Source organism: Patescibacteria group bacterium (assembly GCA_041665585.1).
Classification (GTDB): Bacteria; Patescibacteriota; Gracilibacteria; order JAHISY01; family JAHISY01; genus JAHISY01.
The window spans coordinates 1-12146 of the sequence record JBAYIN010000010.1; the positions used below are offsets into that span (position 1 = coordinate 1).

Consider the following 12146-nt stretch of genomic DNA (forward strand, 5'->3'; position numbering starts at 1 on the left):
AAGGAGCTTTAGGGATTATAAGGATTTGTGATTCTTTATCTTTACTGCTCTTTAAAGCTCTTTATAATCCTTATGATCTTTTTTCCGCGGCGCGTAGCTTGGCGGAACGCGAACGCGGATTTTCCTGAACTTCAGCAGGCGAGGGCACGATTGGCTTTTTCGTCAGAATTTCGAGTATGCCAGCCTTTTTTTGTTCCCGGAAGAAATTTTTGACGAGGCGATCTTCGAGCGAATGAAATGCAATCACCGCAATTCGCCCGCCTGATTTTAGAAGTTTTGGCGCAGAATTTAAAGTGTTTTCGAGCGCACCCAATTCGTCATTGACCGCGATGCGCAAAGCCTGAAAAATTTGCGGTAACAAGCTTTTCACTTCGACCAGCGCGACCAAGTCGGCAGTCGTTTGAAATTTTTGCCGTCGCCGCGCCACGCAAATCTGGTGCGCGATTTTCCGGGAAATCCCAATCTCGCCGAAATTGCGGAGAATGTCAGCAATCTGAGCTTCCAGAAAGCTATTCAGAATAACCGCCGCTGTGAGCGACTGGCTTTGGTCGAAGCGTAAATCGAGTGGTCCATTTTTTTTGAAAGAAAAACCACGCTCGGGATCGTCGAAATGCGGCGACGAAACGCCGAGATCGAGCAAAATTCCATCGAGCGAATTCAGCGCGACGATTTTGTCCAGCTCGCGGAAATTGGTGTGCAGCAGCTCCGCATTCGGAAAATCCGCCAGATTCTCCCGCGCCAGCTGCAGATTGCGCTCGTCCGCATCCAGCCCAATCAGCTTTCCTTTGGGTGAAATTTTTTGGAGAATTAATTTCGCGTGACCGCCAAGCCCGAGCGTACCATCGACAAAAAGCTCGCCACCGTGCGGAGCGAGTAATTCAAGCGTTTCGGCAGGGAGAACAGGCGCGTGAAAATTCACGCCGAAATTTTAGCACTCAAATTAGTCCTTCTTTTCACTGGAAATTTGAGGTAAATCCAGGTCTGGATAAAGCTTAGAAAAACAGTCAGTGCAAATTCCATGCGAACTCTTAACTCCAAATTTATCAAGTATTGTATCTAAACTTAAGTGTTTTTCCGAACCATCTTCTTCTACTACGACAATATTTTTACAACCAGAACAAACCCTGAGACTCTCACCTGCAACACTAGCCCCGAGAGATTTTGCAATCAAAGCAGCAAAAACTCCGCGCAACTCAGGATAGGCTGCCATATCTCCAATCAGCTCTTTAACTTTTGTTCGAAACAATTTCGCAACAGATTTTTTGGTTGCAGCATAAAAATCCTCCGGCGATAACGATAATGGTGAGTCAGTTAATTTGACTGGCAAATACAATGGATTCGTTGTTCCTGTCTGCCTGTCCTCAAACAACCCAGCATCTTCTAAAGTAGCCATAGCCAACAAATCATCCTCTCTGTCCGACGACAATGGTGGCATAAAATTCATGTCGCGGATTTTACTTTTAAAAACTCTTTTGTCAAGTCGCGGTTCGCGAATTTGCCTTAATTTTCTCTGCTAAAATTCGACAATGCTGCCGCCCCAAATCACGACTTTTCTCTTCGCCATGACGCCGATTTTCGAGCTGCGCGGCGCGCTGCCGTGGGCGCTGACGATTGGACAGCTTTCACTTGCCGAAGCGCTTTTCTTCTCGGTCGCGGGCAATATCTTCGTCTCAGTCTTGCTGATTTATTTACTCCCGCTCGTCAATTGGTTCGCCAAAAAATACTGGCCGTGGGCGGATCGCATTTTGCAAAAAATCTTCGCCAAAACGCGCGCGAAACATTCCAAAAATTTCGTCCGCTTCGAGAAGGTTTTTCTCGCCACCTTCGTCGCCATCCCACTGCCCGGCTCGGGCGCGTGGACAGGAGTACTGCTCGCGTGGCTTTTCGGCGTTGAGAAAAAATGGGCGATTTTCCTGATTTCGCTCGGAGTCTTGATTTCGGGAATTTTGGTGGCGGGACTTACGACTGGCGCGATTGCGTTTGTAAAATTTTTTTGAAGTCGAGCGCACCCGCGCGCACGAGCTGAATTTCTCCCGCTGAAACATCGACCAGTGTCGAGGCGAGATTTCTAGAAAGCGAACCGTCGTCGAGAATCAGATCAAGCGTAGGAAAAATTCGCGCCACTGCCGCCGCATCACTCGCGACTTTTTTGCCGGTCAAATTCGCCGAAGTCGTGACGAGTGGCGCACCGAATTTGCGTGCGAGTGCACGCGAAATCGCGTGGTCGGGGAGTCGCACGCCGATCTTCTCGGCTGGATTTTTTTTGGAACGCACGAGCAGACTTAGATTACCCGGCCAGAATTTTTTCGTCAGCAAGTGCGCCTGGCACAGCTTCGCGCCGAGACGATTCAAATAACTTTTCGACGGCAAATTCAGGAGCAGCGGCTTCGCCGGATTGGATTTTTTGAGTGCGTGAATTTTGGCAATAGCTTTGGGATTTTCGGAATCAGCCGCCAAGCCCCAGACCGTGTCCGTCGGATGCGCGACGATTCCACCCGCGCGCAAAATCACGACCGCCTCGGCAATCGCAGCTTTAAAATTAGTCGAATCGATTTTAAGAATTTTCATACTTGCTTTGGGCTATTTTACTTGCAATCTGATTTTTTGTTTGCGACAATTGCCAACCTTAAATTTGAAAATGGAACTGATAAAAGAAGTAATACCTCCGAATGACATAACTGTAATTCGTACTAGAATCGCAGGTGTTTTACTTGCAAGAGTGGAAAACGGCGAAGATATTTTTTATCGCTCCGCAAAAGAGACTGAGCTAGAAGATGAAGATGCAAACTCAGAGACAGAACAGGGTTTTCGCAAATACGATGCTGACCTCGAAAAGGCGGCATTACGAAACCTAGAAGCAGTCCAGGGCGCAGCAATTTTTATTCATCTATTCGATAGACTAAACCAAATTAGGCTTTTAACTGAAAAAGGAATTGCAATGACAACCAGATTTGCAATTCAGGAATTTGGTTTTAATGAAGAAGCAGCACGCTTAATCAAAAACACTTGTCGTTGTTGTTGGGATGACTTAGAAGAGTGAAAACTATTTTCTCTTTAGCTTCTTCGCACCGGCGGCGTACTCTTCGACGATGACGAGACAGTCGCGGGCCTTCACATTGTCCGGATCAATTTCCAAAACGCGGCGAAAAATCGGCAGGGCTTTGTCGATATTTTTGGCATTCAAATAGCAGACCCCGAGGTCAGTCAAAATGTAAGTGTCGTCGGGCGAGAGCGCTCGCGCGCGTTCAAGCAAAATGATGCCCTTGTCAGGACTGCCTGCCATCGCGAGCCCCCAGCCGAGGCAGCGGAGAATCTCAGGATGATTAGGTTTGAATTCGTCCGCCCGCTCGAGAAAACGCAGCGACTCCTCCCAGTCACGCCGGCAAGAAAAAAGAAAGCCGAGCAAGTAGGACGCATTCGCGGATTTCGGATCGAGCTCAATCGCCTTGCGCAAAGCCTTCTCAGCTTTGTCGAGTCGATTCAGCGAAATGAAATTGTCGCCGATTTCCTCGTAAGCCTCGACGCAGTCCGGCGCGTCGGCGAGAATCTCTTCGCAAATTTTGATCGCGTCCTCGTACTGCTCGTTGAATTTGAGCTCGTCGGCTTGGTCGAGAAGTTCGTCAATTTTGTCGTCATCCATAAACTCGCGGGATTTTAGTTCTCCTCCAGGATTTTCGCAATTTCGGCATCCTGACGCAGCGCGAAAATATTCGCTGCCAACCAGCCTTCCTTTTGCCCGCAGTCGAAACGCTGCCCCGCCAAAATCTCGCCGAAAATTGGCTCGGTTTTTTGCAAAATTGTGAGCGCGTCGATCAGCCGAATCTCGCCACTCGCACCCGGATTTTGCGCGAGGATGTCGAAAATTTTGTGCGGCACGACATATTTCCCGACGATTGCCAGCTCACTCGGCGCATCAAGCGGCGCGGGTTTTTCGACGAATTTTTGAATCGCAGAATGCTGGTCGAGCGCGACGATGCCGAATTTGTGGACATCGCTGAGCGGCACTTTTTGGAGTCCGACAATCGCAGAATTTTTCGACTCGAAGGCGGCGAGGAGCTGCAGCGTCGGCTCGCCGAAAATGAGATCGTCGCCGAAAATCACGAGAAAATTTTCGTCGGAAATTTGCTCACGCGCCTGCAAAATCGCGTGTCCGTCGCCGAGCATCTCGTGCTGCGTGACAAACGAGAATTCTGCGAGCTGCGAAATTTTTTGAATTTCCGCCAGTAATTTGACATCGCCTTTTTGCGCTAATTTTTCTTCGAGCGCAGGCGAGGACGAGAAATGATTTTTGATGGCTTCTTTACCTTCACTCACGACGAAGACGATTTTTTCAATACCGGCGGCGACGATTTCCTCGACGATGATCTGGAGCAGTGGACGATCGACGATCGGCAAAAGCTCTTTCGGGACAGCTTTAGACGCGGGGAGGAAGCGCGTGCCGAAGCCGGCGACAGGCAGGACGGCGGTGCGAATTTTGGTCATCGCAGGAATTTTAACAAACCCTGAGACGAGCAAAAAAATGTCTCAGAGGGTATTTGACAAAATATAATTCTTTTGTGAAAATAATCAGGATTTAGCTTCGGGAAGTGGTTTGACGATTAGTGCAACTCGACTTAATATCTTCCCCGTTAAAAATTTAACTTTCTCAAAAATGAACGCCGCCAGCCCTTCACTCGATCTCACAGAAGTTCTCGACGAATTTTTCATGGTGCTCTCCAAGAAAGAACAAGAGGTCGTGAAGCGGCGTTTTGCCTTGATCGGCAGCGAGCGCCAGACGCTCGAAAAAATCGGTCAGCACTTCGATGTCACGCGCGAGCGCATCCGCCAGATCGAATCCATCGCGCTGCAGAAATTGCGCCGGACGATTACGAACACGAAGTTCCAACAGATCAATGAGATCGCCAAACAAATTCTCGAAAAAAATGGTGGCATCTGCCTCGAAGAAAAATTGGTTTCAGAAGTGCTGAATACGATTCATTCCGTCAATCAAATCGACGGCAATATCATCCGCCTCTCGCTCGCGGTCGACGAAGAAGTCGCGCAAGAGCGCACGAGCAGTCTCAAGCCATTTTGGCGCGCCAAAAGAATCGCCATCAACGATATCACTGCCATCGCAGACAAAGCTGTGAATGTCCTCGGCAAACAAAAAGATCTCGTCGATGAAGAACGCCTCGTGAATATGGTGCGCGCGGCACTCGCCAATTCCGGTAAAAATTTCAAAGCTGAAGCCATCGCCGCGACACTCGCACTCGAACCACGCCTGAAGAAAACAGCAGAAGGTTGGGGACTCATGAGCTGGCGTCACATCAATCCGCGTAGCCTCCGAGACAAAGCGCTCATCGTGATGCGCGAGCTGGAAAAGCCGATTCACTTCGTGGAAATCGCGAACAAAATCGCTGAGCACGGTTTCGACAAAAAAGTCGTGACTGTCCAAGCCGTTCACAATGAACTCATTCGCGATGACAATTTCGTCTTGATCGGTCGCGGACTCTACGCGCTCCGTGAGTGGGGTTATTCCGAGGGGACTGTCGCCGACATCATCGAAGACATCCTCGCGAAGAAATCGCCGCTCTCAAAAGAAGAAATCATCCGTGGAGTTTTGAAACAGCGCCAAGTCAAGAAAGGCACGATTTCGCTGAATCTACAGAAAACACCATGGTTCGAACGAGTCGGTCGGGCGCTTTACAAATTGAATCCCGCGAAAAAGAAAGGCGTCGAGGCGAACCGCAAACGCCGCGGTGGACGCAAAATTTAGTTTCGCGGTAGCACGAAATACCTAAACTAATTGCTTTTTGAGTCTTTTTTTGCTAAAATTAAAAGATTTAAAAACTAAAAATTGGGCAAAATAAAAAGCAAAATTCACCGATTTTTCTCGCGAAATCTGCACCATTTTCAGGAAACACTTTTCGCGCTCACGCTGGTCTTCGTCATTGGCGGTTTTGTCTTCGCGAATCTCGGTGAAGGCAGCGCGCAACTGAAAGCCTTTTTGTTGAATGACAAAACAATCAGCGCAGAACTACTCACGGCTAACTCCTCGCTCACACTCGATCCCACGGACGCGCCGAATAGCATACTTACTTTGGATACTAATGCGTGGACAAACAACCAAGCACTAATCAACAACCTTTTCAAAGACAGCTTAATTAAAAAGATTTTAAGCATTATGAGCTACATCATGGCTGGTGTCTTCGGAATTTTTCTCAGCCTGTATGTTATCAATTTTTTGACTGCCGGCGACAAACAGGATGCCTCGAAAAAATTCAGCGAGCGCATGCTGTGGGCTTTTGTCGGCTTTATGATTTTGGCAATCGCCAAACCGCTCTCGGACGCGTTTATGCTTTTGCGCGGTGACAAAATCGACCTGCTCACCAATCCCGACACGATATTTTTGTCAGCCAAAATCGTCGGCTTCACTCTGCGCTCCGCAGCACACCTCATCGAATATATTCTCGGCGGAGTCGCACTCGTCACGATGGGCGTAGCTGTTTTCAAAATGGTGGGTGGTGTCGACAGCGAAGAGACTGTCAAAAATGCACGCAAGACAATCGCGTGGGGAGCCATCGCGCTGTTCATCGTCGGTGCCAGCGCGGTTTTGGTCGACAAAGTTTTTGCGCCCACTGATACCGTCGAGGCGCAGATCGGCAGCGGGGCACTAGCAGTCAATCAATTGCAGGCGATTTTGGAATCCGGACAATCGCAGGCGCGCATCGTGGCTTTGAATTATGTGAAATATTTCCAAACCTTCATCGGAGCGACTGCCGTGCTCATGCTTTTCCTTGCCGGATTCAAAATGGTCGCCGCTGGCGGCAATGAAGAAATCATCACGCGACAGCGCAAAATGATTACTTGGATTTTCATGGGTCTCTCGACGGTTTTGATCTCCGAGACTTTCGTGAATATCTTCATGCCGGATCGTGGCGGCAAAATTATTTTTAATTCTATGACTGCCATCGGCAGCTTTTCGAAGCAACTCGGCGGGTTCACCAATTTCATTTTGACTTTCAGCTCGGCGCTCGCTGTGCTCGCGCTCATTGTCGGCGCGCTCTACATCTCGACAGCTTTTGCGAATCCCGAGCAAGTCGAAAAAGGCAAAAAGATTTTGCTCGCTGCTTGTCTCGGACTCGTCGTCACCATCTCAGCCTACGCGCTCGTCAATACTGTTCTCACGAGTGGCGAAAAATCAACTAGCATCTCAGTTTCAATCTAAGAATGACCACTAAAAAAAAGTCGTCGCTTTTTACGATTCGCCGCATCGCGAATCGCAATCCGCGTTTGCCGCGCCTCTACCGCGCTGCGCGCCAAAAAATTTGGCGCTTGGCGGTCGTGGTTTTCCTAGCTGTCGCCGGTGTGGCGAGTTTATTTTTTTTCGAAAGCAATTTCACGAGCGCGAATTTCAATTCACAGCTCCTCGCGGCCGATGCCTCAGTACTGGGTTCCGGGTTCGAGAATATCACTGGATTTAGCGGTGAAGCGACTAACCCAAGCCTGACGAATCAAGGTGGTGAATTTGCAGATGCCGGAACTGGCGGAACAATTAATGCTGTTCTTTATAATGTCAAAGATTATTTCAAATACATCGCAGGCAGCGGAGCCGTGCTCTTCATGATCATTGCCGCAACTCAAATCGTCCTGGCACAAAGCGAGGAAAGCATCAAAAAAGGCAAGCAAAATTTAATCTGGAGCATCGTCGCACTTGTTTTAATTTTTGCAGTCGATTCAGTCATCGTCACTTTTTTCGAAGGCGGCGGTTATGGTCCTCAGCAAAGCTTGGTCACGGTGGACGAAGCCGGCAATGCCACCGCGACGGCAAGTCTGTTCAGCAATATCTCGCTCTATTTCAAAGCTAACGCGCGCATCATTTTCAGCTACCTCAAAACACTCATCGGCTCGGCCGCAATTTTGTTTATTGTTTTTGCCGGCGTGCAGATGGTGACGGCTGGCGGCAGCGAAGAAAAAATCGAGAAGGAGAAAAAATATCTGATGCACATCCTGACAGCCTTCGTCACGGTTTTGTTGCTCGATACGATGATCTTTACTTTTATTTACCCTGATAGCACCTCCGGTGCCGCAGATCCGATTTGCGTAGAATTCATGAATTATGTGCAAAACGACACGCTCAATAACAACTCCTCGCTCGGCGGCATGGTCAATGACATTGCTTCGCTCGGAGATCTGAAAAACAGCTTCAGCTCGATTGGGGGCATAATGGACGGCCTAAGAAAAATCGAGAATGTGGCGGAGACGGTCTCCACCATGGGCGGCTCGACTGGACTCGCCCGAAATTACGGCATCACGGTGGTGGAGCTGACAGCGCGAATCAGTGCCTGCCGAACGGCAGCGCGACTCGGACTAGTCGGGACGAATCAGATTATCGGCATCGTGCGCTTTTTCGAAACCTTCGTAGGCGCAATCGCAGTCTTCTTCATGGTCTACTCGGGCACGGCTATCATCGCCTCGATGGGCAATGAGGAGATTATTAAAAAGCACAAGACAACTCTGCTCTGGAGCATCGCTGGTCTCATCATCGTCATGCTCTCGAATCTGGTCGTCACGCAATTCTTCTTCATCGTCGATCCAGAGACCGGACAAAGTAGTGTCGCGGCTTTGAATGGCGTGAATATGCTCTCAGGTGTGACTAATTTCATCGCTAGTTTCGTCGGCATCTTCTCGGTAATTTCCATCGTCGTCGCCGGAACGATGTGGGTGGCGAATTTCGGTAATGACGACCTCGTCGGTAAGGCTAAGAAAATTATTTTCAATGCAATCATCGGCGTCATACTCTCTGTCTCGGCTTACGCGATCGTGCATACAATCACAGGCGCAGATTCACAAGGTGGAACCGGAACAAGTATCGGAATATCAATCTGATGTCCAGTCAAGCAACTTCGTTTGATTAGAAAGAGTAGAAGTGCTAAAATTACCAGATTTAAAACTTGTCCTTACTAAACTTGTCCTCGAGAAATCGGGGGAGTGGGGAACAAAAAATTTAAATCAAAAATTAACCCCCATAAAATGCTCAAAACAAAAACTACTCGCACCACAAAACGCGCTCACTTCTCGGTTCGCGCAATTCGCAATGCGAATCCGCGCCAGTTCCGCGCACACCGCGCAGGCAGCGTGCTCGCCCGCATCTTCTCGTTTTAATTTAAAACGGGAGGTGCAGGGTTAATTCTTTAGCCAAAATGCCCCCGAAAACAAACAACAAACTTCGTCGTTCGCGTCCGGCGGTACGATTCACCGTCCGCCGGATTGCCAACAAAAATCCGCACAACGCCCGCGCGCTGCGGCAGTTTCGCCGCAAACTCACGCGCATCACGGCGGGATTAATCGTATTTGGAATATGTGTCAGCGGGGTATTTTTGGTCGGAAAAAAATTGAGCAGCGACATCCTCGATGCCAACAACGAAATAAACTCAACTTGCGCTGCAATTGAACTCAACACAAATTTTCACAAATTGACGAAACAAATGGCTGAGCTCTCGCGCGAATTTCCTGAGCTAATTGAAAATCTCAATTTTTGCGGAGAGGGGAGCTGTGCCGCCGAAGACCAGGCCTATGCTAATGAAAATAAAATTTGGCAGCTTGAAAAAAACTTCACAATATTAAAAACAAGCTATGAACGCTCGCTGCAAGAATTCACAACTGAACTCGCCCAAAAAGAGGATGACCTGCTTTTTTGCGCCAGCGGAACCAGCTGCCAAGCGGCAGAAGACGCACTGAGTACCGCACGCGCATGTGAAAAAGAATTTAAAACCAGCACGCTACTTTTTGGCACCCGCACAAATGTCGAAAACGAATATTCTGTCGTGACGGATAAAGGCAAGCGCGATTCAGCCATAACTTATGTCAAAAAAATAATGCAAGATATTTTCAAGAACCAAGATCGTGCAACCAAAAATAAGACTGATTACGCTAAGTGCGTCCAAGCGAGAGATGCGAGTGTTTGCCAAAAATATTTACAAAATTCGAATGACTCGGAAGAAAAAATTACCTCCGCAATCATCGAACTCGGCAGATTGCAAATTGACATTCAGGACACACTGAAAGTGCTCGAAAAAGACATCATCGCGCTCGAAATCGGTCATACCGACGCAGAAAATTTTCAGGCGAACGAAGGCCTCGGTTGGTGCACCCAAGAACTATACGACAAAAAGAATGTTTTGCTGACAAAAATTACCAGCTCCACGACCCAAAAATTACTTTATGAACTTGCACTCAAAGATTTAAGCGCTCGCAAAGTCACATTGCAGGCAGGCCTGCAATCCGAGCTAGAAATCGCTGCGATGCACGCTGCAGCAGAAAAATCTGCTGCGGAACAAGCACTCGCTGATGCTGCTGCTGCAGCGGCTTCAGCAATCAAACGCGTGCAAGCCGAAATAATTTTTGGATTTTGGACATCAGTCCGCAACACTTTTTAAATTATGCAATTTAAAAATAAATTTCGCACTAATAAAAAACTACTCTCTGCTCTCGGATTTACAATCCTGGCGGCATTAATTTTCATCAGCGGCGGAGCAAAAAACCGTGTGCGTGCGGACGATTTTTCACCGACGATTAGCGCACTTGGACAAATTCAGGTCGAAGCGGAAAATGTCCGGACTGCACGCAACAATTATTTCACAGCAATCGGTAAAGAAAATGGTGGCGCCTATGATCAATATGTTGAAAGTGCAAATTGTCAGGATAATCTCGATCTCCGACTAACCGGTCTAAAAAATTTAAGGAATGACTTACAGCGCCTGAGCGGCGAGATCGTGCTCCGCGAACGAGAAAATCAGTCTTTATTTCCGAAGGGTTCGATTGCGGTTGTAGTTGACTCAATTAAAAATGCGATTGAGCCATTTCTCTTAGTGAGCCCAAGCCAATCTGGTGGAGCCATTGAGCCCTGGGACCCTTGGAATTCGGACTCGGATGAGACGACTAATCCTTGGGATCCTTGGCATTTGAATCAAAATGGAGAAGTAATCTCAACAACGACTGAGCCCTGGGACCCTTGGAGTTCTGAATCAGATGATACGACTAGTCCCTGGAATCCGTGGAATTTGAGCCCAGAAGGAACGACTATCATAAATGCCACCCAATCAGGCTTGATCGAAACTGAGCTGGAGAAAATCGAGGCTGCGGTGAAGAACGACAACACGACGGCGGCAGCGAGTATTCGAACGAATGTCACGGCGATTCGCAGCAACCTGAAATCCAGTAATCCGAATGCAACCGTGGTCCTGGCTGAACTGACCAAGATGGAAGGTCAGCTGACCGGACTACTGACGAATTCGGAACGCACGCTCGTCGCGGCGAGCATCAAGCAAATTCGCAGTATCGTCGGTACTTCGGCAGTGACGAACACTACGACTATCATAAATGCCACCCAATCAGGCTTGATTGAAACTGAGCTGGAGAAAATCGAGGCTGCGGTGAAAGGTGACAACACGACGGCGGCAGCGAGCATTCGCACGAATGTCACGGCGATTCGCAGCAATCTGAAATCCAGCAGTCCGAGTGCGGCTGTGATCCTAGCTGAACTAACGAAAATGGATGGTCAAGTTCCCGGCTTGTTGACGAATTCGGAGCGCACTCTCGTCACCGCAAGCATCAAGCAAATTCGCAATATCGTGGGTACTTCTGCTGGAGCGGACACGACTCAGGGCGGCTTGATCGAAACTGAGCTGGATAAAATCGAGACTGCAATAAAAGGTGACAACACGACGGCGGCAGCGAGCATTCGCACGAATGTCACGGCGATTCGCAGCAATCTGAAATCCAGTAATCCGAATGCAACCGTGGTCCTGGCTGAACTGACTAAGATGGAAGGTCAACTGACCGGCTTACTGACGAATTCGGAACGCACCCTCGTCGCGGCGAGCATCAAGCAAATTCGCAGCATCGTGGGTACTTCTGCCGGAGCGGACACGACTCAGGGCGGCTTGATCGAAAAAGAGCTGGAGAAAATTGAGGCTGCGGTGAAGAACGACAACACGACGGCGGCAGCGAGCATTCGCACGAGCGTCACGGCGATTCGCAGCAATCTGAAATCCAGTAATCCGAACGCAACCGTAGTCCTGGCTGAACTGACTAAGATGGAAGGTCAACTGACCGGCTTACTGACGAATTCGGAACGCACCCTCGTCGCGGCGAGCATCAAGCAA

13 protein-coding genes are annotated in these 12146 nt (G+C 48.8%); 8 read left to right on the top strand and 5 right to left on the bottom strand.

Annotated elements, in window-relative coordinates; translation table 11 throughout:
• Nucleotides 1-70 precede the first annotated feature (70 nt).
• Together rsmH and WCV72_05275 are read right to left on the bottom strand one after the other, a co-directional pair.
• Nucleotides 71-919: a 16S rRNA (cytosine(1402)-N(4))-methyltransferase RsmH gene (rsmH, locus tag WCV72_05270; GenBank protein ID MFA6458761.1), complete on the bottom strand. Its 849-nt coding sequence runs from the start codon at nucleotides 917-919 to the stop codon at nucleotides 71-73.
• Between the two features lie 21 nt (nucleotides 920-940).
• Entirely contained in the window at nucleotides 941-1444 is a 504-nt protein-coding gene (locus WCV72_05275; GenBank protein ID MFA6458762.1) for a hypothetical protein, read from the bottom strand.
• A gap of 82 nt (nucleotides 1445-1526) precedes the next feature.
• Between WCV72_05275 and WCV72_05280 the strand changes: the two genes are divergently transcribed.
• Nucleotides 1527-1997, top strand: coding sequence for a small multi-drug export protein (locus WCV72_05280; protein MFA6458763.1), 471 nt, complete (start codon nucleotides 1527-1529; stop codon nucleotides 1995-1997).
• Here WCV72_05280 and WCV72_05285 read toward each other — a convergent pair.
• Complete coding sequence (locus WCV72_05285) at nucleotides 1960-2568, bottom strand: L-threonylcarbamoyladenylate synthase (protein ID MFA6458764.1); 609 nt, start codon at nucleotides 2566-2568, stop codon at nucleotides 1960-1962. The genes WCV72_05280 and WCV72_05285 overlap by 38 nt on opposite strands.
• Nucleotides 2569-2638: 70 nt before the next feature.
• Here WCV72_05285 and WCV72_05290 point away from each other — a divergent pair, with 70 nt between their 5' ends.
• Entirely contained in the window at nucleotides 2639-3040 is a 402-nt protein-coding gene (locus tag WCV72_05290) for a hypothetical protein (protein MFA6458765.1), read from the top strand.
• 3 nt (nucleotides 3041-3043) lie between these two features.
• Here WCV72_05290 and WCV72_05295 read toward each other — a convergent pair whose 3' ends face one another.
• Both WCV72_05295 and WCV72_05300 read right to left on the bottom strand, forming a co-directional pair.
• Nucleotides 3044-3640, bottom strand: coding sequence for a tetratricopeptide repeat protein (locus tag WCV72_05295; GenBank protein ID MFA6458766.1), 597 nt, complete (start codon nucleotides 3638-3640; stop codon nucleotides 3044-3046).
• Between the two features lie 14 nt (nucleotides 3641-3654).
• Nucleotides 3655-4482, bottom strand: a complete 828-nt coding sequence (locus tag WCV72_05300; GenBank protein ID MFA6458767.1) for a UTP--glucose-1-phosphate uridylyltransferase — start codon at nucleotides 4480-4482, stop codon at nucleotides 3655-3657.
• Nucleotides 4483-4651: 169 nt separating this feature from the next.
• On the opposite strand from WCV72_05300, the gene WCV72_05305 reads away from it, so the two are divergent.
• From WCV72_05305 to WCV72_05330, 6 genes are all read left to right on the top strand, one after another.
• Nucleotides 4652-5755 carry a sigma factor-like helix-turn-helix DNA-binding protein gene (locus tag WCV72_05305; GenBank protein MFA6458768.1) on the top strand — a complete coding sequence of 368 codons (1104 nt, stop codon included), beginning with the start codon at nucleotides 4652-4654 and terminating at the stop codon, nucleotides 5753-5755.
• Nucleotides 5756-5836: 81 nt separating this feature from the next.
• On the top strand, nucleotides 5837-7207 hold the full coding sequence (locus WCV72_05310; protein ID MFA6458769.1) for a hypothetical protein: 1371 nt from the start codon (nucleotides 5837-5839) through the stop codon (nucleotides 7205-7207).
• Nucleotides 7208-7209: 2 nt separating this feature from the next.
• Nucleotides 7210-8868, top strand: coding sequence for a pilin (locus WCV72_05315; GenBank protein MFA6458770.1), 1659 nt, complete (start codon nucleotides 7210-7212; stop codon nucleotides 8866-8868).
• Between the two features lie 144 nt (nucleotides 8869-9012).
• Nucleotides 9013-9144 carry a hypothetical protein gene (locus tag WCV72_05320; protein ID MFA6458771.1) on the top strand — a complete coding sequence of 44 codons (132 nt, stop codon included), beginning with the start codon at nucleotides 9013-9015 and terminating at the stop codon, nucleotides 9142-9144.
• A gap of 38 nt (nucleotides 9145-9182) precedes the next feature.
• A complete protein-coding gene (locus WCV72_05325) occupies nucleotides 9183-10418 on the top strand; it encodes a hypothetical protein (GenBank protein MFA6458772.1) in 1236 nt (411 codons plus the stop codon).
• A gap of 3 nt (nucleotides 10419-10421) precedes the next feature.
• Nucleotides 10422-12146, top strand: a 1725-nt coding sequence (locus WCV72_05330) for a hypothetical protein (protein ID MFA6458773.1), incomplete at its 3' end; no start/stop codon positions are given.

What these genes read in the sequence shown, in the direction of transcription:
- WCV72_05295 (MFA6458766.1), bottom strand. Translation starts at nt 3,640, where the DNA reads ATGGATGACGACAAAATTGACGAACTTCTCGACCAAGCCGACGAGCTC.
- WCV72_05325 (MFA6458772.1), top strand. Translation starts at nt 9,183, where the DNA reads ATGCCCCCGAAAACAAACAACAAACTTCGTCGTTCGCGTCCGGCGGTA.
- WCV72_05305 (MFA6458768.1), top strand. Translation starts at nt 4,652, where the DNA reads ATGAACGCCGCCAGCCCTTCACTCGATCTCACAGAAGTTCTCGACGAA.
- WCV72_05300 (MFA6458767.1), bottom strand. Translation starts at nt 4,482, where the DNA reads ATGACCAAAATTCGCACCGCCGTCCTGCCTGTCGCCGGCTTCGGCACG.
- WCV72_05280 (MFA6458763.1), top strand. Translation starts at nt 1,527, where the DNA reads ATGCTGCCGCCCCAAATCACGACTTTTCTCTTCGCCATGACGCCGATT.
- WCV72_05315 (MFA6458770.1), top strand. Translation starts at nt 7,210, where the DNA reads ATGACCACTAAAAAAAAGTCGTCGCTTTTTACGATTCGCCGCATCGCG.
- WCV72_05320 (MFA6458771.1), top strand. Translation starts at nt 9,013, where the DNA reads ATGCTCAAAACAAAAACTACTCGCACCACAAAACGCGCTCACTTCTCG.
- WCV72_05290 (MFA6458765.1), top strand. Translation starts at nt 2,639, where the DNA reads ATGGAACTGATAAAAGAAGTAATACCTCCGAATGACATAACTGTAATT.
- WCV72_05285 (MFA6458764.1), bottom strand. Translation starts at nt 2,568, where the DNA reads ATGAAAATTCTTAAAATCGATTCGACTAATTTTAAAGCTGCGATTGCC.
- WCV72_05275 (MFA6458762.1), bottom strand. Translation starts at nt 1,444, where the DNA reads ATGAATTTTATGCCACCATTGTCGTCGGACAGAGAGGATGATTTGTTG.